Origin of the sequence: Kitasatospora sp. NPDC127060 (assembly GCF_042724935.1) — a bacterium.
In the GTDB taxonomy this organism is placed as follows: Bacteria; Actinomycetota; Actinomycetes; order Streptomycetales; family Streptomycetaceae; genus Kitasatospora.
Window position 1 is genome coordinate 40726 of the sequence record NZ_JBHXEG010000040.1, and the last position, 16874, is coordinate 57599.

20 protein-coding genes, 1 tRNA gene and 1 other RNA gene are annotated in these 16874 nt (G+C 70.9%); 8 read left to right on the forward strand and 14 right to left on the reverse strand.

All coding sequences use genetic code 11. The features are described 5' to 3' along the window. Positions 1-14: 14 nt before the first annotated feature. From ACFWIS_RS22105 to ffs, 3 genes are all read right to left on the reverse strand, one after another. Complete coding sequence (locus ACFWIS_RS22105; protein ID WP_380451232.1) at positions 15-353, reverse strand: YbaB/EbfC family nucleoid-associated protein; 339 nt, start codon at positions 351-353, stop codon at positions 15-17. Between the two features lie 66 nt (positions 354-419). Beyond that, positions 420-2579, reverse strand: coding sequence for a DNA polymerase III subunit gamma and tau (locus ACFWIS_RS22110; RefSeq protein WP_380451230.1), 2160 nt, complete (start codon positions 2577-2579; stop codon positions 420-422). Between the two features lie 70 nt (positions 2580-2649). After that, positions 2650-2746: signal recognition particle sRNA small type (gene ffs, locus ACFWIS_RS22115), an RNA gene on the reverse strand. A gap of 108 nt (positions 2747-2854) precedes the next feature. Between ffs and ACFWIS_RS22120 the strand changes: the two genes are divergently transcribed. Continuing rightward, a tRNA-Ser gene (locus tag ACFWIS_RS22120) sits at positions 2855-2939 on the forward strand. A 124-nt stretch (positions 2940-3063) separates the two neighbouring features. On the opposite strand, the gene ACFWIS_RS22125 is transcribed toward ACFWIS_RS22120, so the two are convergent. After that, a complete protein-coding gene (locus ACFWIS_RS22125; RefSeq protein WP_380451228.1) occupies positions 3064-3204 on the reverse strand; it encodes a hypothetical protein in 141 nt (46 codons plus the stop codon). Between the two features lie 63 nt (positions 3205-3267). Further along, entirely contained in the window at positions 3268-3492 is a 225-nt protein-coding gene (locus tag ACFWIS_RS22130; protein WP_380451227.1) for a CBS domain-containing protein, read from the reverse strand. 335 nt (positions 3493-3827) lie between these two features. Here ACFWIS_RS22130 and ACFWIS_RS22135 point away from each other — a divergent pair, with 335 nt between their 5' ends. Both ACFWIS_RS22135 and ACFWIS_RS22140 read left to right on the forward strand, forming a co-directional pair. Further along, complete coding sequence (locus ACFWIS_RS22135) at positions 3828-4199, forward strand: DUF5994 family protein (protein WP_380451225.1); 372 nt, start codon at positions 3828-3830, stop codon at positions 4197-4199. Positions 4200-4419: 220 nt separating this feature from the next. Then, positions 4420-4998: a DUF5994 family protein gene (locus ACFWIS_RS22140; protein WP_380451223.1), complete on the forward strand. Its 579-nt coding sequence runs from the start codon at positions 4420-4422 to the stop codon at positions 4996-4998. A gap of 44 nt (positions 4999-5042) precedes the next feature. Here the strand turns inward: ACFWIS_RS22140 and ACFWIS_RS22145 are convergent, their stop codons facing one another. The 4 genes from ACFWIS_RS22145 to ACFWIS_RS22160 all read right to left on the reverse strand — a co-directional run bounded on the left by ACFWIS_RS22145 (position 5043) and on the right by ACFWIS_RS22160 (position 7509). After that, a complete protein-coding gene (locus tag ACFWIS_RS22145) occupies positions 5043-5294 on the reverse strand; it encodes a hypothetical protein (protein ID WP_380451221.1) in 252 nt (83 codons plus the stop codon). A gap of 43 nt (positions 5295-5337) precedes the next feature. Beyond that, on the reverse strand, positions 5338-5583 hold the full coding sequence (locus ACFWIS_RS22150) for a hypothetical protein (protein WP_380451219.1): 246 nt from the start codon (positions 5581-5583) through the stop codon (positions 5338-5340). 55 nt (positions 5584-5638) lie between these two features. Next, positions 5639-6130: a DUF5994 family protein gene (locus ACFWIS_RS22155; RefSeq protein ID WP_380451217.1), complete on the reverse strand. Its 492-nt coding sequence runs from the start codon at positions 6128-6130 to the stop codon at positions 5639-5641. A gap of 155 nt (positions 6131-6285) precedes the next feature. Beyond that, positions 6286-7509, reverse strand: coding sequence for a PP2C family protein-serine/threonine phosphatase (locus ACFWIS_RS22160; protein ID WP_380451215.1), 1224 nt, complete (start codon positions 7507-7509; stop codon positions 6286-6288). Positions 7510-8282: 773 nt separating this feature from the next. On the opposite strand from ACFWIS_RS22160, the gene ACFWIS_RS22165 reads away from it, so the two are divergent. After that, entirely contained in the window at positions 8283-9554 is a 1272-nt protein-coding gene (locus ACFWIS_RS22165) for an IS256 family transposase (protein WP_380451213.1), read from the forward strand. Here ACFWIS_RS22165 and ACFWIS_RS22170 read toward each other — a convergent pair whose 3' ends face one another. Both ACFWIS_RS22170 and ACFWIS_RS22175 read right to left on the reverse strand, forming a co-directional pair. Next, positions 9555-10001, reverse strand: a complete 447-nt coding sequence (locus ACFWIS_RS22170) for a putative toxin-antitoxin system toxin component, PIN family (protein WP_380451211.1) — start codon at positions 9999-10001, stop codon at positions 9555-9557. Position 10002: 1 nt separating this feature from the next. Continuing rightward, positions 10003-10467, reverse strand: coding sequence for a helix-turn-helix domain-containing protein (locus ACFWIS_RS22175; RefSeq protein ID WP_380451209.1), 465 nt, complete (start codon positions 10465-10467; stop codon positions 10003-10005). Positions 10468-11109: 642 nt separating this feature from the next. On the opposite strand from ACFWIS_RS22175, the gene ACFWIS_RS22180 reads away from it, so the two are divergent. The 3 genes from ACFWIS_RS22180 to ACFWIS_RS22190 all read left to right on the forward strand — a co-directional run bounded on the left by ACFWIS_RS22180 (position 11110) and on the right by ACFWIS_RS22190 (position 13093). Beyond that, the gene (locus tag ACFWIS_RS22180; RefSeq protein WP_380451207.1) at positions 11110-11790 is read left to right on the forward strand and encodes a DUF4241 domain-containing protein; all 681 of its coding nucleotides are present in this window, start codon (positions 11110-11112) and stop codon (positions 11788-11790) included. 440 nt (positions 11791-12230) lie between these two features. Further along, positions 12231-12668 carry an STAS domain-containing protein gene (locus tag ACFWIS_RS22185; protein ID WP_380523966.1) on the forward strand — a complete coding sequence of 146 codons (438 nt, stop codon included), beginning with the start codon at positions 12231-12233 and terminating at the stop codon, positions 12666-12668. Then, on the forward strand, positions 12665-13093 hold the full coding sequence (locus ACFWIS_RS22190) for a hypothetical protein (RefSeq protein WP_380451203.1): 429 nt from the start codon (positions 12665-12667) through the stop codon (positions 13091-13093). The genes ACFWIS_RS22185 and ACFWIS_RS22190 overlap by 4 nt, the downstream gene beginning before the upstream one ends. A gap of 214 nt (positions 13094-13307) precedes the next feature. On the opposite strand, the gene ACFWIS_RS22195 is transcribed toward ACFWIS_RS22190, so the two are convergent. Together ACFWIS_RS22195 and ACFWIS_RS22200 are read right to left on the reverse strand one after the other, a co-directional pair. Continuing rightward, complete coding sequence (locus ACFWIS_RS22195) at positions 13308-13598, reverse strand: SHOCT domain-containing protein (RefSeq protein ID WP_380451201.1); 291 nt, start codon at positions 13596-13598, stop codon at positions 13308-13310. Positions 13599-13678: 80 nt separating this feature from the next. After that, the gene (locus ACFWIS_RS22200) at positions 13679-14128 is read right to left on the reverse strand and encodes a DUF6325 family protein (RefSeq protein ID WP_380451199.1); all 450 of its coding nucleotides are present in this window, start codon (positions 14126-14128) and stop codon (positions 13679-13681) included. A gap of 198 nt (positions 14129-14326) precedes the next feature. On the opposite strand from ACFWIS_RS22200, the gene ACFWIS_RS22205 reads away from it, so the two are divergent. Continuing rightward, a complete protein-coding gene (locus tag ACFWIS_RS22205; RefSeq protein WP_380451197.1) occupies positions 14327-15760 on the forward strand; it encodes a DUF2252 domain-containing protein in 1434 nt (477 codons plus the stop codon). 201 nt (positions 15761-15961) lie between these two features. On the opposite strand, the gene ACFWIS_RS22210 is transcribed toward ACFWIS_RS22205, so the two are convergent. Continuing rightward, a complete protein-coding gene (locus tag ACFWIS_RS22210) occupies positions 15962-16858 on the reverse strand; it encodes a hypothetical protein (protein WP_380451195.1) in 897 nt (298 codons plus the stop codon). Positions 16859-16874: the final 16 nt, after the last annotated feature.

A 16874-nucleotide genomic window follows, 5' to 3' on the forward strand; every position in this document is an offset into this window, starting at 1 on the left:
AGTGAACTCCAGACCTAGAACGGCAGGCCGGGGATGCCGCCGCCCATGCCCTGGGTGAGCGGACCCATCCGCTCGGCCTGCATCTTCTGGGCCGCCTGGCTGGCGTCCCGGACGGCCGCCAGGATCAGGTCGGCCAGGGTCTCGGTGTCCTCCGGGTCGACCGCGGCCGGGGCGATGGTCAGCGCCACCAGCTCACCCGAACCCGTCACCGTCGCCTCGACCAGACCGCCGCCGGCCGTACCGTTCACCTTCGCCTCGGCCAGCTCCTGCTGGGCCTTCGCGAGCTCCTGCTGCATCTTCTGCGCCTGCTTGAGCAGCTGCTGCATGTTGGGCTGACCACCACCGGGGAACACGGCTCACTCCTTGCTGTCACACGGTTCGTCGTTCGTCGCCGTCGAGCCTACGGGCCCGGGGCCCGCTCAGTTGCCGCGGTGGTGGATCTCCTCCAGCACCGTGGCGCCCAGCTCGCGGATGATCAGCTCCTGGCCGGAGAACGCCTCCTCGTTGAGGTCCGGGTCGTCCTCCTCCGGGATGTCGTCCTCCGGGGCCACCGACTGCACCGGGCGGGCCGGGGGCGCCTGCGGCGGCGGGGCCTGCACCGGCGCGGGAGCCGGGGCCCGCGGCGACGGCTGCGGCGGCGCCTGGACCGGGGCCGGAGCCTGCACCTGCACCGGGGCGGGGGCGGCCACCGGCGGCGCGACGGCCGCCGGACGCGCCGGGGCACCCCAGCCGCCACCGGCCGGGGCGGCCGCGGCCGGTGCCGCACCGGCACCGGCACCCGGGTTTCCGGACGGGTCGACGATGCACTCGATCCGCCAGTCCACGCCCAGCGCGTCGGACAGCGCCTGGCGCAGCACGTCGTCGCTGTTGCTGCCGACGAAGCTGTCCCGGGCGCCCGCGTTGATGAACGAGACCTGGAGCGTGCTGCCGTCGAACCCGGCCACCTGGCCGTTCTGGCTCAGCAGGATCCAGGTGAAGCGGCGGCGGTTCTTCACCGCCTCCAGGATCTGCGGCCACAGCTGCCGGACCTGCCCGGCGCCCTGCTGCGCGGCCGCGGACGGCTGGCCGCCGGGGGCCGGGGCCTGCTGGACCGGCGGCGGGGGCGGAGTGGGAGCGGGCTGGGCGGCAGCCTGCGGCTGAGGGGTGGGTACGGCGGTGGCGGTGGCAGCGGCAGGAGCGGGCGCGGGGGCCGGGGCACCGCCGACGGGCGGGAAGCTGCGCGGGATCGGCCAGGCGCCCGGGGCGGACCCGGCGGAGACCGGGGGCGCGGGGGCCTGTGCGGGCGCCTGTACGGAGGCGGGCGCCGCTGCGACCGGCGCGGCGACGGGCGCGGGCGCCGGGGCGGGCACCTCCGCCGGCGGGGCCATCGGGGCCGCCATCCCGGCCGGTGCCATCCCGGCCGGCGCGGCGAATCCGCCCGCGGCCGCCCGGCGCTCCAGCTTGTCCAGGCGCGCCTGCAGCGACAGCTCGTCGCTGTACGCGCCCGGCAGCATCACCCGGGCGCAGATCAGCTCCAGCTGGAGCCGCGGCGCCGCGTTGCCGCGCATCTCGGTCAGCCCGGTGTTGACGAGGTCGGCGGCCCGGCTCAGCTCGGCCGCGCCGAACGCGTCCGCCTGCGCCTGCATCACCGCGACCCGGTCGGCCGGGGCATCGATCAGCCCCTTCTCCCCCGCCTCCGGCACGGTGGCGAGGATCACCAGGTCGCGCAGCCGCTCCAGCAGGTCGGTGACGAAGCGGCGCGGGTCGTGCCCGCCCTCGACCACCCGGTCGATCACCTGGAACACCGTCGCCCCGTCGTGCGCGGCGAAGGCGTCCACCACCTCGTCCAGCAGCGCCGAGTCGGTGTACCCGAGCAGCGCCGTCGCCATCTGGTAGGTGACGCCGCCCTCGGCGGCACCGGCCAGCAGCTGGTCCATGACCGACATCGAGTCACGCACCGAGCCCGCACCGGCCCGCACCACCAGCGGGAACACCGAGTCCTCGACCTGGATGCCCTCGCGGCCGCAGACGTCCGCCAGGTAGTCGCGCAGCGTGCCCGGCGGGACCAGCCGGAACGGGTAGTGGTGGGTGCGGGACCGGATCGTCCCGATCACCTTCTCCGGCTCGGTGGTCGCGAAGATGAACTTGAGGTGCTCCGGCGGCTCCTCCACCACCTTGAGCAGCGCGTTGAACCCGGCCGAGGTCACCATGTGCGCCTCGTCCAGGATGAAGATCTTGTACCGGCTGTGCACCGGCGCGAAGAAGGCCCGCTCGCGCAGCTCGCGCGCGTCGTCCACACCACCGTGCGAGGCGGCGTCGATCTCGATCACGTCGATCGAGCCGGGCCCGCCGGTCGCGAGGTCCTGACAGGACTGGCACTCCCCGCAGGGCGTCGGCGTCGGCCCCTGTTCGCAGTTCAGGCAGCGGGCCAGGATGCGTGCGCTCGTCGTCTTGCCACAGCCACGCGGCCCGCTGAACAGGTAGGCGTGGTTGACCCTGTTGTTGCGCAGGGCCTGCTGGAGCGGAGCGGTCACGTGCTCCTGCCCGATGACCTCCGCGAAGGTCTCGGGGCGGTAGCGGCGGTACAGGGCTAGGGACACACCACCGACGATATCGGGACGGGCCGACAAACGCGGCACCCCTTCGCCCCGGGCCCGCAGGCCCCGGGAACGCGAAGACCCCCCGTGCACCCGCCAGAGCCCTCCTACCCTTGCTGCCTTCCGGCCCTGGGGGGGTTCAGAGAGATGACGCCACACGAGGGGCTGACCCCCACACTACCGGATCCCGGCCCCCACGATCCACAGGCCACCCCCGCTCTCCTGCCTGCGGGATAGCTGGTCGCGAGCACCCCGAAACATGTACTAAGCTCTCCCACGGAGGATTCGCCTAGAGGCCTAGGGCGCACGCTTGGAAAGCGTGTTGGGGGCAACCCCTCACGAGTTCGAATCTCGTATCCTCCGCCTTTGCCCAGTAGGGCAGTTGAAGGCCCGGACCGCCCAACGGTCCGGGCCTTCGTCATACGCGTGGTCTCAGTTTTGGTCTCAGTTGGTCCGACCTGTTCTCACCGCGCGGACATCGATGGCTTCACGGAGTCGGTGTGACGGTGAGCAAACCGGTGGCGCGGTCTGCGGTGAGGACGCCGAGGATGTAGCCGTCCTCGTCGACGACTGGCCAGACCGCCAGGTGCTTGATCCGCATCGTGAGCACGGCCAGGGCGAGGCCCATGGTCGGCCAGGCGAACGGGCCTCGCTGGTGCGAGGTGACGCGGATCGTGGCCAGCTCGGGGTATCAGGAGCGGGCCAGGAACGGGTGGAGCCCGGTGCGGGTGACCGCGCCCTCGCACCGGCCGTCGTGGTCGCGGACGAGCAGGTACTCGGTGTCGGCGCCGCGGAAGATGTCGTTGGCCTGGTCGACGGTGGTGTCGTCGGTTATCTGGTAGTCGCAGGGGTCCATGGCGTCGGCGACTGTGAGGCCGTGGCCGGGCCGTACCGGCTGCGGGGAGTGAGTGGTCACGGTGTTCACCGTTCCCGTCTCCGGCTGCCCGCGGGGGCGGCCGGGCTGTCCTTCACTCAGAACGAGGCCGGAACGGGTACCGGGATGCGGGACGCCCTGGATGTCCCCGACGCTACTCCGATGGCGGGCGGCCCGGAGAAGACCGCTGCGGAGTAGCGTGGGAGGCAGACAACCGAGGACATTCCGCACGCCGGCATCAGCGTCGACGTCGCCCTGGGTCTTGATGGGTCCCTCGTGGACCGGACGGGCGGCTTCGCATGATGCCGATTCCTTTCCCCTCCTCTTCCTCTTCCGGGCCGTGGACGGTGCCCGGCGCCCCTCTGTTGCCTCGCCTGGTGCTGGAGCCGACGATGTCGCGGGAGGGCGTCTTCGACGGAGCCTGGTGGCCCCGCTCGAACCATGTCCTCGCCGAACTGCCGGACCTGATCACCGCGCTCGGCGCCCACTTCGGGCGCATCGTCCGGGTCGGCCTCGACACCACGGCCTGGAACGGCGTGCCCCGATCTGTGGCGGCGAACGGCCTGACGGTCAGGATCAACTGGTTCACCGGCAGCGACGCGACGATCAGCGTCACCCGGGGATTCCAGGACCACTTCCTGCTCCTGGTGGTACCGCCCGGCACCACGTCGGCGACGGCGGCCTCGGCGATGGCCGGAGCTTCAGCAACCGGGAACCACACTCCGGCGGCAGAACTCCTGCTCGGCTGAACACCTCGGAACCACCGGGTGCCGGAGCACTGCGGCCGCCCGAAAGCTCCGGGCGGAGACCCCCGCCACCGCGACGACACCGCGTCCGGGCCGAACCCGGAGTAGCCTGGACATCACCGAAGGCACTTCGCATGCCGGCACCGGATACTGGCGTCGTCTCCGGCGAACGGCAATTCCGGACCCGACCTCGCGGGCAGGGCCCGGGGACAGGTCCTTGATCATGACCACGACCCTCGATCGTGCGACGACGCCCGCCGCCCCGGATTCCTCGGCACGGCTCGCCCTCGCGCCCAGTGGCGTGCGGCCCGGCCGTCTGGACGGTGCCTGGTGGCCCCGCTCGCGTGATCTTCTTCTCGAACTCCCTGCCCTGGCCGCCGAGATCGACGAGCGGTGGGGCCGGGTCACCCGGATCACCGTGAACCCCGCGCAGTGGCCCGTCATCCCCCGGCGGATCCCGGTCGCCGGGCACACCGTCCACGCGGGCTGGTTCACCACCGAGCAGGACGAGCACACGATCGCGGTCTTCTCGTACGCTCCGCGCCGGCTGAACCTGCTGGTCGTCCCGCCGGAGACGGGTGCCATCGATGCCGCCCGGCTGATGGCCGAAGCCGCGAGCCCCGCGAACACCACGGCCGCGAGCGGTCTCCTCGCCGTTGAGACGGGCGGGGGCGCACAGCGGCAGAGGCCCGGTTCCGACTTCCTGCCCTCGGCCGTCGTCCCCTCCGACAATGCAGGTGAGGCCGGCAGACGGGCGGATGTCGCCCGCCACCGGTCCGCCTCCTGGCCGGTGGCCACGTAGCGACGGAACGAATGGCGCCCGCTACGGCCGCGTGGCCGGGTGTGTCACTCGCGTGACCACTCGGCTTCGGCCTGGGGCGGGCCCGCGATGTCGGCCCCGTCCCAGAGGCGGATCCTGATCGCCCGGGGGCCGGGCGCGGGCCGGGAGAGCGTGCGCACGAACACGTCCCGCAGGTGGTTGGCCGCCTGCTGGGACGGCCCGTCGTACTCCAGCGGATCCTGCAGGGAGGTGCCATCCCCCCGGGACCAGCGGCCGTCGTCGTCCTGCGTCTCCAGAACCCATCGGTAGTGCCGCATCCTGGTCTCCCGTGCCGACGTTCCCGCCCAGTACTCGGCGCCGTCAGTACTCGGCGCCGCTTCGCAGGTAGTTGCCCACGACCTGGAGCCACGCCCCGGGGCCGAAGCAGACCTCGATCCGGTACGGCGTGTCCTCGAAGACCCGCAGGACTCGCAGCGCGCCGCTCGGATGCAGGTCGTACTCGAAGGTGACGCCGTCCGCGCCGTCCTCGTACTGCAGGTCCAGCGGCCCCTTCGACGGTTCCGCCGGCGCCCGGGCCTCGGCCGAGAGTTTCACGTAGACGGACATCTCCGCGTTCCGCCTTTCCTGTCTGCCCGAGGAGCCCGGCCCGCGAGCCCGGCGCTCAGGACGCTTCGCCCGGCGGCTCGGAGCCGATGCCGGTGGTGATGAGGATCTGCCGCGCGGAGTCGGTTCCGCCGGCCTCGACCGCGCGTGCCATCGCGGCCAGGGCCGCCTCGCGGCTCGCCTGCGGGGGGACGACAAGCAGGCTGAAGTGATCGTGGTCGCCCCGTGTGACGATCACCGTGTCGTCGCCGACCGGGTACCGGTCGATGTGCACCGACCGGCCGTCTACGACCAGCCGGGCCGGGACGTCGTCCCAGGCTTCAGCGTCCAGCCCGACGCTCGCCACAGGGCCGAGGTGTTCGGTCAACGCCCTGATCAGACCGGACAGTTCGGCTTCGACATCCCGTGAACGCGGCCACCACGCGCCGTCGAGCACCCCCTCGCGCGACCGGGTGGTCTCCAGGCGCAACAGGACTGTCCCCGGCTTCGCGGCCTGCCGGAACCGGTCCGGCAGAAGTCCCGGGCGCGCGGCACCGGTTTCGTCCGACATGGCTCGCCACCTGTTCCGTGGACGCACGCCGACCCCGCCGAGCGAGAGCCGACAGTCGGGGGGCGGCGGCTCGGGCCGCCCCGATATCCCCACGGTACTCCGCCCGCACCGCACCGACCCGGCGCGGTACGAGAGCCGGCCCGGCGTGGTCCCTCTCAGCGCCACTCGATCAGGAACAGGGTGGCGTCATCGCTCGTGCGGCCGCCCCGCTTCTCCCTCAGGACGTGGGAGAGCGCGCGCACCACGGCCCGCACTCCGGCCTGCGACCGCTCGACGCGGTTGACCCAGTCGATGAGCTGTTCCTCCCCGAACTGCTCCCCGCCGGGCTCGCGCTCCTCGACCAGGCCGTCGGTGAAGCACAGGACCCGGTCACCGTGCCGCAGCGCCGACTCGCTGATCACCGGCTGCTCGCCGCCGAACCCGACCGGCAGGGTGGTGGCACTCTCCAGCCGCTCGACGACGACGTGGTCGCGGATCAGCAACGGCCGGGGATGACCGGCGTTGACCCACTGAAGGTGGCCGGTCCCGGTGTCCAGCCGCATCATCTGCGCGGTGACGAAGTGGTCGGGGCCGAACTGCTCGGCGATGGCCCGGTCCATGAACGCGTAGATTTCGGCCAGCCCGATGTCGGCGCGCCGGGCATGGCGGTACGCGCCGATGGCTACGGTCGCCATGGTCGCGGCGTCCAGCCCGTGGCCCATCGCGTCGATCGTGGCGACGTGCAGCACATCGTCGTTGAGCGCGTAGTCGAAGCTGTCGCCGGCCACCTGGTAGGCAGGCTCGAGGATGCCCGCCACCGCGACCCGCGGGACGGTCATCGACAGCGGCGGCAGCAGCGACCACTGGATCTCCGCCGCCACGCTCATCGGTTCCAGGCGCCGGGCCTGGAAGATCCGGTCGGTGTAGCCGCTCTTGGTCACCAGCAGGTCCGCGACCATGCCGGCGAACCGGCGGAGCAGCCGCCGGTCGTCGTCATCGACGCGACCCAGCGTGAGGGCCAGCACCCCCACCTCGTCGCCGCCGTCCAGCAGCGGCAGGTACACCCGCACCCCGCCTGACAGCGGCGCCTCGACGGGGACACCGCTCAGAAAGGCCGCGCCGGCGGGCGAGCCGTCGATCGGCACCGGCTCCCCGCCGACCAGCCCCTGACCGGGCAGCGGCACCAGGGCCAGCTGACCGTAGTCCTGCAGCAGGAGCACCGGATCTCGGCCGCCGATCCTCGCCGCCGCTTCGGCGACCAACGGACCGATGAGCCGGGGCGGCAGCTCATGGGCCTGATCGAGCAGCGCACCCAGCAAGTACTCGCCCAAACCCTCCACCCGGCCCGGTCGGCCCTCGCCATCGCTGCTCACCGCCGCATCCTCCCTGCCACGCACCATCGGCGCGGGCGCGATCAACCCCCGAGGCCCCGGCGCGGTTCGCCGAACCGGTCCTTCCATTACGCCCGACGGCAGCGCGTTGCGCCCCCGGTCATGACCTCGGGCTGCCCCGCAGCACGGCCGACAGCGGTTGCAGTTCTGGTTGCATTCACCCCCGTCCGGCCCCGTTCAGAGATCGACTGACGGATCGCTCCGCCGCAGGTCAGGACTGACGCGGACCTCTTCGGACAGCCGGACGAACAGTTGGAAAGCGTGTTGGGGGCAACCCCTCACGAGTTCGAATCTCGTATCCTCCGCCGGCAGAAGGCCCGGACCGCATCACGTGGTCCGGGCCTTCGTCATTTCCCCTTCTCCCACAGTCGCCCCTCGACCATCTCGGCGGCCCACCGGGGCAACGGCGTGGTGCGCGACATGGAGCTTGTCCCCCAGAGTTGCCAAGCATCGTCCCGCTCCTGTGTGAGTGAGTACGCGAAGGCCCCGACCAGCATCTGCTGGCGGCCGGGGCCCATGGACTTGGCTCGTCAGGTGCTCTCGACAGGTCCGCTTCGGAGCATGCTCACTGATCCGATCAGTTGGGATCTCTCCAACTGGCCCAGCACGTCGTCGAACGTGACCGGCTCCCGTCGCCGACTACCCGCAATCTCCATGACGCAGCCGTAGACCACACGGTCGTCCAGGTCGATCGAGCGTGTCAGATAGTTCGTGTAAGTCCGTGATCTGGGAGGCTGGCCTGGGCCCGGCTGAGGGCTCTGGCCGGCCGGAACGGACAGGACATGAGCGAGAAGGAAGGGCCGGTCGTCGAGCCGGTCGATGAGCGGTTGGTGGACGAGGTCGTCGAGCGGCTGATGGACCGCGCGGACGCCTCGGGTGCGGCCCTGCTGGGCGAGGGCGGGCTGCTGACCCAGGTCACCCGGGCGGTGCTGGAGCGGGCCCTGGACGCGGAGATGACCGAGCACCTGGGCTACGAGAAGCACGATCCGGCCGGCCGTGGCTCGGGCAACAGCCGCAACGGGACGTCGCCGAAGACCGTGCTGACCGATGTCGGGGCGGTGACGGTCGCGGTGCCCAGGGACCGCAACGGCGAGTTCGAGCCCCGGCTGATCCCGAAGAACGCGCGGCGCCTGGCCGGCTTCAACGAGCGGATCCTGTCGCTGTACGCGCGCGGGATGTCGGTGCGCGACATCCGCTCCCACCTCGCCCAGATCTACGGGGTCGAGGTCAGCGCCGACCTGATCAGCAAGGTCACCGACGCTGTGACGGACGAGCTGGCCGCCTGGCAGAACCGGCCGCTGGACTCCGTGTGGCCGATCGTCTACATCGACGCCCTGTGGGTGAAGATCCGCTCCGGATCGGTGAGTTCGAAGCCCGTCTACCTGGCGGTCGGGGTGGACATGGACGGCCGCAAGGACGTCCTGGGCCTGTGGGTCGGCTCCGAGGGCGAGGGTGCCACCGCCTGGATGACGGTGCTGACCGAACTGCGCAACCGCGGCATCGAGGACGTGTGCATCGTCTGCTGCGACGGCCTGAAGGGGCTGCCGGACGCGGTGACGGCCACCTGGCCGCGGGCGACGGTGCAGACCTGCGTGATCCACCTGATCCGCGCCTCGCTGCGGCTGTCCTCGGGCAGGGACCACCCCGCACTGGTGCCGGCGCTGCGGGCGATCTACAGCGCGCCCACCGAACAGGCGGCAGAGCGGGCCTTGGACGAACTGGCCACCTCCGAGCTGGGCGAACGCTACCCGGCCGTGGTCCGCACCTGGAGGGCGGCCTGGAGCGAGTTCACGCCCTACCTCGCGTTCCCGCCCGCGATAAGGAGGGTCGTGTACTCCACGAACATGGTCGAGTCGATGAACTCCCGACTGCGGAAGGCCACCCGCAACCGCGGCCACTTCCCCTCGGAACAGGCCGCGTTGAAGGTGCTCTACCTCGCGGTGCGGGAGCAGATCACTCCCAGGGCCCGCGACATCAACCACGTCGCCGCACACTGGAAGGAGGCGCTGAACCAGTTCTCACTCTTCTTCGAGAACCGGCTCAGCATCCAATAGCTACAAGGCACTTACACGAGATCGCTTACACGCCCGGTCGATCAAGTCCATGACGAAGTCGTCGGCGGTCTTCTGCTCGATGCCCCACTCCGCCACGTACTCGGACGGGAAATCCTTGCTGTTGTCGGTGACGATCACTTGCGCGCCGGCCCTGATCGCCGCCGCGAGGACGTGACGGTCGTTCGGATCGGGGAGCTTGAGCCCGTCGATCAGAGGCTCGTAGCCGGTGACGATGCAGTCCCGCACAGCTGCGTTCATGCGGCGCCGCAGCTCCGCACGCTTCTCGTCGTCTCCGATGTCGTTGCGGCGGAGTGCGGCTTCCACCTCGTCGAGGATCTGCTCGGTCCACTTGGCTTGGACGATCCCGTGCCGAGCCAGACGGATGAGCAGATCCCGCACCGTGTTCGGGTAGAGCACGTTCGAGTCGTACAGAACGATGAAGGCCATGTCAGAGCAGCCCCAGCTCCTCATCGAGGGCCGTGAGCGAGTCGGCTGCGTCCTTACGTTCGCGGTCGTCTCTCCGCTTGTACTCCATGACATCGTTGAACTTGATGCGCCGATGGCGCCCGACCCGTTCGAAGGGGATGTCTCCCTTCTCCAGGAGACCGATCAGGTAGGGCCTGGAAACGTTGAGCATGTCGGCGGCGACCTGGGTGGACACGATGGCATTGACTGGCATGATCTGCACGCCTTGCCCGTTCGCCAGGGCGGCGAGCATGGCGGCGAACATCTCGACCGTGGGGCGCGGCAGCACAAGAGGATCGTCGGTGCCGACCTCACCGACGATGGTGATGTCTGCGGTGGCGTCCGTGTTGTGCGCGAGGTAGTCACGGACCCTACGCAGCGCCCGTTCGGCGCTTTGCGCGTCCACGGTGCCCGGCGCGATCTTCCGGCCTTCTGTGGCGGTTGCCATAGTCGAACCTCCTAGCTTCCCAGCGTAGTCGCAGCATCCGAAGTATTCGAAGTATTCGCAACATCTTCCCGGGTAACGATTCGGCGAACCGCTGGCTACTGTCGGTTCACTCGATCAGGGGAGCGATGGCTACCCCGGGCCACGCCACTCTGGTCGGGCTGCAGCCGACGGATGACCGGACCGATACCTGCGACAGGGCGGACGCCGCTCCCCGAGCGCCGCCTGCACGCTTGGTCTCAGTTCTGGTCTCGTTCCCCCCGTCCAGCCGGGTCCAGCCACTGCCCAGCGGTTCACTCCGCCGCAGGTCAGGACTGACGCGGACCTCTTCGGACAGCCGGACGAACAGTTGGAAAGCGTGTTGGGGGCAACCCCTCACGAGTTCGAATCTCGTATCCTCCGCCGGCAGAAGGCCCGGACCGCATCACGTGGTCCGGGCCTTCGTCGTTCCGTGATCCCTCTAGCCGCAGCGCCGGGTCCGGCTCGCGCGGCGTCAGCTGGCCTTGAAGGCGATCTGCTGCCCCGCCTGTCCGTGCGACGGGCTACCGTCTGGGCGGCAAGGCCAGGCCGATGTTCAAGGGATCAATCCTGTTGAGGCACCGACCGGCCAGCCATCCGTTCTCCTACTGCGAGGTTGAGCCCCCGATGCCGCTTGCTGCCCCTGATGTGGTGCGCCTGTTCACGGCCGGCAGTTCGTACGACTGCAGCCACGGCATGACGGCCACAGTGATTGCACTGCCCGAGACCGCCCTCGCTCTGCCCTCGGGCAAGGTCGCGGCCTGCGATCCGTTCATTGGACTCGGCGACGACCTGGATCCCTTCACCGCTGAAGTGGAGCCGGGCACCCACCCGGTCGTTCTCTCGGTCGTCGGGATCGCCCGAGGCGAAGTCCGCGAGGTCGTGGATGAGCGTGTCGCCGCCGCCTGGCTGCAGGTGAGCGACAAGCCGACCGTGGAGTGGACACTGGCCCTGAGCGACGGCCAAGCCCTCGGCGACCTCGGCGACACGGAGTTCTTCGGCTACGGCGTCGACGCGGGGACCGGCTGTTTCGTCGATGCCGCTGCCGGCGCCCCTCTTGGCGACCTGCTCGCTGAGAACTACGAGCTCCTGGAGACGGCCCTGTTCGGCGAGGGGAACTCCATGGTGCGCGCGCCGGCTGTTCTCACTGACCCGGGGAGCGGCCACAGCCTCGTCGCTTTCTCTTCGGGTTGGGGCGACGGCCACTACCCGACGTGGGTCGGCCGAAGCATCGACGGAACGATCACCGGCTTCGTGACGGAGTTCTTCGTGGTGCCGCAGCCGGGCCGCAGCCCCGTCGACGAGTAGCACCAACGCCAGATCTTGGCCACGACGAGCACCACCGCGCCGGAGGTGCGCAAGCGGTGGTGCTCCCGCTTGGACGCGGCCTCCAGAACGGTGATCCGCGCGTGCAAGCGGGCGATGTCGTCCGCTTCGTCGCCCATCGACGCAGACCGGTCCGGTCCCGGCGGGACAGCGCTGCCTGCGGCCCCCTGTACGGGCGGCTGCTCGGACGCGCCTTCCGGGTGCTGACCACGGGCGTCTTCGGAACGGTTCGGATCGGACGGTGGCCGCCGCGCTGTCGACGAGCACGGAGGGTGAGGAGCCGTGTCCCGCACCGGACGAGGCCGTGTGGACCTTCGATGCGGTCCATGCGGCCCACGGCTGGCCGAACGACCCGGTCCTACGGTGGACGCAGAGCCTCTTTCCGAGTCCTTCCCGTCAACCGAGCTTCCCGGGTGGTCGCAATGGAAGACGACGGCCTCCTCCGCACCAGAACCGACCTGTGCCAGGACACCGCATCGGTGTCGTTGGAAGGCGAGCTCGACATCGCCACGGCACCGCTCGTGGGCGAGGCCGTCGCCCGGGCCCTCGCGGAACGTCCACACCGGCTGGACCTCGATGTCGCGGCCCTCACCTTCTGCGACGCCGCCGGTGTGCGCGCCCTCGTCCGAACCCGCCGGGCCTGCCACGCTCGCGACACGCAGTTCCGCCTCGTCGGCGTCCGGCCGAAGCTCCGCCGGATCCTCGCCCTTCTCCGCGTCCCCGAACTCCTGACGGCTCCACCGGGGCCGGTCGGAAGCCCGGCGGGCGCCGTTCCCCCAGAACCCGTCCGAACCGGAGTCCTGTCGCCCTGTCCCAGCTCCGCGGCCGGGCGGCTGTTACCGAAGGAGTCCATGTCATGACCAGCAGCACGACCGACGCGGCCCGGGCCGTCCGGGTCCCCGAACACCGTCCCTTCGCGACCGGCTGGACCGTCTTCGCCGCCATCATGCTGGTCGTCGGCGGCACCATGGCGATCTTCCAAGGAATCGCCGGCATCGCCAAGGACAACCTGATCGTCATCACCCGGCACTACGTGTACTCGATGAGCACCACGGGGTGGGGGTGGCTCCACCTGATCCTCGGGGTCGTCGTCGTCCTGGCGGGCGTGGCGCTGTTCAGCGGCGCCGTTTGGGCCCGTGTCACCGGTGTGGTGGTCGCCGGACTGGCGATGATCGCCAACTTCCTGTGGCTGCCCTACTACCCCTTCTGGGCGGTCGTCCTGATCGCGATCGACGCCTTCGTCATCTGGGCGCTGTGCGCCGGAACGACCAGAAGGGAGGCCTGACGGCCCCGAGAACGGCCGTCCCGGCCCTTGAAGGCACGGTCGGCCCGGCTCCCCGGTCCCTCCGGGGAGCCGGGCCGGTCGCTGGGCGGTCACTGCCGCGTCCGGCCGTCGACCGACCGGAGGAGGGACCGGCGGCCACGGGGCGTCCCCTGGCGGGCCGCCGGTCCCCGAACGGTCCCGCCAGGACGCGGTCGGCCGGGCACGGGCAGCCCGGTCAGGAGTTGAGTATCCGCTGCTTCTGGCCCTCGAACTCGGCGTCGGACAGGACGCCCTGTTCCTTCAACGCGGCGAGGTCCTTGAGCTGGGCGAGCTTCTCCTCCATGGAGGCGGCCGGTGCGGGTTGCGGTATCGGTGCGGGTGGGGGCGGCGGGGCGTAGGCGGCCTGCTGGGCGGCCTCCTGTTGAGCCCACCGGCCGGCCTGCCGTCGGGAGACGCGGTTGGACACGGCCGTGGCGGTTCCCGAGATCACTGCGGTGCGGGCGACGCCTCGAAGCAGACCTGCCATGGGTCTCGGCCTCCGATCTGTGATGTGCACGGTGGATGGGTGGCCCGAGCCGATCGGACCGATCACTGCCCGGCCACTGCTCAGGCTCGGGCCTCCGCCGCTTCGAGGGCGTGGAGGACGTCGTCGAGCGGGATGCGTCCGCTGGCGACCACCCTGGCACCGTTCCGGCGCAGGGCGCTCGCGAACGGTGCGGCCCACAGGTTCTCGTACACCAGGACCCCGGCGGAGGAGCCCGGTTCAAGGGCGGAACCTGCCTCGTTGATGTCGTCGTCGCCGAGGAGGCCGGAGGAGGCCCCCCTGAACACGTCGAGGTCGAGCCGGCCGTCCCGGTCGATGTCGGAGATGTCGACGCCGACCACCGAACCGTCGGCCCGCCTGGTGATGAACAGGAGATCGAGGATGCGGATGATGCCTCGGTCCACCAGATCGATCAGCAACGGCAGGCCCTCGCCTCTCATGCCCACTTGAGGGAACTCGACGACCAGGTAGTCGACGGGGCCCATCTCGGGGACGTCGATGTCGTCGGTCATGGTGGCCTCCTTCTCGGGAAGGGAGGACGGGTCGTCTGGGCTTCGCCCCCCGATTGCCCCTTCTCCGATTGTCTGTCGCATCGTCCGCCACGGCCCGGCGAGTGGCTCGCCGGCGGCGCGGGATGCGCCCGCCCGCGACACGGCCGAGCATGGAGAGGTACAAACACTCCTTTCGGGCGATGCGTGAGGAGGCCCGCGATGACGGACGGACCGACACCGGGCGACGGGGCAGAGCACTCCCGGGCCCTTCTCACGGCGCGTGAACGCGCCGACCGGGGCCGTGCGGCCCGGAGGACGTCGCCCCGGTCCGCGCACGGCGACTTCGCGCCGCGCCGGGACCGCCCCGATCCCATCGACCTCATCGAGGCGCAGTCCGCCTCACGGGTCCGGGAACTGGTACCGGTGCGCTACGGCCGGATGTCGGAATCACCGTTCCGCTTCTACCGGGGTGCCGCGGCGATCATGGCGGCCGACCTCTCCGGCACGCCCACCTCGGGCATTCGGGCCCAGCTCTGCGGTGACGCACACCTGCTGAACTTCCGTCTGCTCGCCTCGCCCGAACGGCACCTGCTGTTCGACATCAACGACTTCGACGAAACGCTGCCGGGGCCGTGGGAGTGGGACGTGAAGCGTCTCGCAGCCAGCCTCGTCATCGCCGGACGCGAGAACGGCTTCGACGACGAGGACAGCGAGGCGGCGGTCCGGTCCTGCGTGCGGTCCTACCGGGAGGCGATGCACGCCTTCGCCGGGATGGGCCACCTCGACGTCTGGTACGCCAAGGCCGACGCGTACCAGGTGCAGGCGGCCGTCTCGGGCCGACTGCACAAGGGCACCCGGAAACGGCTCTCCGCCAACCTGGCCAAGGCCCGCACCCGCGACAGCCTGCAAGCCTTCGAGAACCTCACCCGCGAGGTGGACGGAGAGCGGCGCATCACCCCCGATCCTCCGCTGATCACGCCCGTCTCGGACCTCCTCCCGGATCGCGAACGCCTGGCGCTGGAAGAGGAGATCCACCACCTGATCGAGGGCTACGGCCGGAGCCTGTCCGCGGACCGGCGCAGCCTGCTCCGGAAGTTCACCGTCGTGGACATGGCCCGCAAGGTCGTCGGGGTCGGCAGCGTCGGCACCCGCTGCTGGATCGTGCTGCTGCTGGGCAGGGACGACCGGGACCCCCTGTTCCTCCAGGCGAAGGAGGCCCAGCAGTCCGTGCTGGCCGCCCACGTGGGGCGCAGCGGGTTCGCCTCCGAGGGCGAACGGGTCGTGACTGGGCAGCGCTTGATGCAGGCGGCCAGCGACATCTTCCTCGGCTGGCAGCACGTCGAGGGGATCGACGGTCGCGAACGGGACTTCTACGTCCGCCAGTTGCGCGACTGGAAGGGGATCGCGCAGCCCGGCCTGATGTCGCCGGACGAGTTGGACGAGTTCGGCCGGCTGTGCGGATGGACCCTGGCCCGCGCCCACGCCCGATCGGGGGACCGGGTCGCGATCGCCGCGTACCTGGGCCGGGGCGACGTCTTCGACCGGGCCCTGGCCCGCTTCGCGGTCGCCTACGCCGACCAGAACGAACGCGACCACCAGGCGCTGCTCGACGCGGTCGGCGCCGGACGGGTCACCGCTCGTTCGGACGTCTGACGCGAAGGCCCACGCCGCCTCGACGAACCCTTGGAGCAGGACCGACGGGCCGTTGGAGAGCCCTCTCCGTCCTCGGCGCCGCCCAGTTCCTCATGGTGCTGGACACCGCCGTGATGAACGTGTCGATCAGCCAGTTGGTCGGGCCGGATCCGGACGCGGCGCCGGAGACCGCGCGCTCCGGGGCCCGCCCGGGAGTCGGTGTCACCCCCGGCGCCGACTGCGGCGCCCGAGTCCGTGCCATGCCGACTGCCAGCGTTGGCGGGCCTGGGCGATCACGTTGTCCCACTCGCGCCGGACCTCGTCGTCCGGAGGGCGCCGACCGTACCGGATCCGGTCGAGTTCATCGACCACCTCCCGGCCCAGCGCGGCCGAGCCCACCAGGGCGAGCATGGCGCCGAACAGGGCGGAGATCATGGCGAAGACCGCGCCCACGGGCCCGTAGCGGGTGGCGTAGGAGCTGAACAGGTGCGGCAGGTAGACGGTCGCGCCCACGGCGTACGCGGCGGCCAGGACGGCGCCGAGGACGGCGAAGGGGAACAGGGATTGCGGGCCCAGGCGCTTCGCCGACAGGATCCGGCCGCTCCAGAGCAGGAAGGCCGCCGTGACCGGCACCTCGCACAGGGTCGCGGCGAGGTTCAGCCGTCCGCGCGGGAGCGCCGCGTGGAGCCAGCCGGTGACCGCCAGGTAGACGGCCAGGCCGGCCACCCACCGCAGCTCGTTGGCCGTGTTGCGCACACTGAGCGGCGACAGCTCCCAGGTCTGCTCGACCAGCCGCTGCGCCGCCCGGGCGAAGCTGAGCGTCGAGATCACGAGGAAGACGGCACCGATCACGCCGAGGCCCGGGTTCGAGCCGAGCCCGGAGGAGAACAGGGCCGTGACGGCATCCGCCCCTCCGCCGGTCAGGCCGTAGCGCCGCACCGTCCGTTGTGCCAGGTCCGGCCGGGCCAGACCGCCGAGGACGGACGAGACCAACAGCGCCAACGGGACCAACGCCGAGAGCGCGGTCGAGGCCAGCGCCATCGACCGGTCGAAGCCGACGATCCGCTGGAAACGGCCGACGACGCGCAGTGCGAACGCCGGACGCAGCCAGAACGTCAACGTCCGCCGCAGACGT

Coding starts and splice junctions, on each gene's coding strand:
- ACFWIS_RS22125 (WP_380451228.1), bottom strand. CDS start 3,204: ATGGGCCTCGCCCTGGCCGTGCTCACGATGCGGATCAAGCACCTGGCG.
- ACFWIS_RS22140 (WP_380451223.1), top strand. CDS start 4,420: ATGACCACGACCCTCGATCGTGCGACGACGCCCGCCGCCCCGGATTCC.
- ACFWIS_RS22145 (WP_380451221.1), bottom strand. CDS start 5,294: ATGCGGCACTACCGATGGGTTCTGGAGACGCAGGACGACGACGGCCGC.
- ACFWIS_RS22150 (WP_380451219.1), bottom strand. CDS start 5,583: ATGTCCGTCTACGTGAAACTCTCGGCCGAGGCCCGGGCGCCGGCGGAA.
- ACFWIS_RS22155 (WP_380451217.1), bottom strand. CDS start 6,130: ATGTCGGACGAAACCGGTGCCGCGCGCCCGGGACTTCTGCCGGACCGG.
- ACFWIS_RS22160 (WP_380451215.1), bottom strand. CDS start 7,509: ATGGTGCGTGGCAGGGAGGATGCGGCGGTGAGCAGCGATGGCGAGGGC.
- ACFWIS_RS22165 (WP_380451213.1), top strand. CDS start 8,283: ATGAGCGAGAAGGAAGGGCCGGTCGTCGAGCCGGTCGATGAGCGGTTG.
- ACFWIS_RS22170 (WP_380451211.1), bottom strand. CDS start 10,001: ATGGCCTTCATCGTTCTGTACGACTCGAACGTGCTCTACCCGAACACG.
- ACFWIS_RS22175 (WP_380451209.1), bottom strand. CDS start 10,467: ATGGCAACCGCCACAGAAGGCCGGAAGATCGCGCCGGGCACCGTGGAC.
- ACFWIS_RS22180 (WP_380451207.1), top strand. CDS start 11,110: ATGCCGCTTGCTGCCCCTGATGTGGTGCGCCTGTTCACGGCCGGCAGT.
- ACFWIS_RS22185 (WP_380523966.1), top strand. CDS start 12,231: ATGGAAGACGACGGCCTCCTCCGCACCAGAACCGACCTGTGCCAGGAC.
- ACFWIS_RS22190 (WP_380451203.1), top strand. CDS start 12,665: ATGACCAGCAGCACGACCGACGCGGCCCGGGCCGTCCGGGTCCCCGAA.
- ACFWIS_RS22195 (WP_380451201.1), bottom strand. CDS start 13,598: ATGGCAGGTCTGCTTCGAGGCGTCGCCCGCACCGCAGTGATCTCGGGA.
- ACFWIS_RS22200 (WP_380451199.1), bottom strand. CDS start 14,128: ATGACCGACGACATCGACGTCCCCGAGATGGGCCCCGTCGACTACCTG.
- ACFWIS_RS22205 (WP_380451197.1), top strand. CDS start 14,327: ATGACGGACGGACCGACACCGGGCGACGGGGCAGAGCACTCCCGGGCC.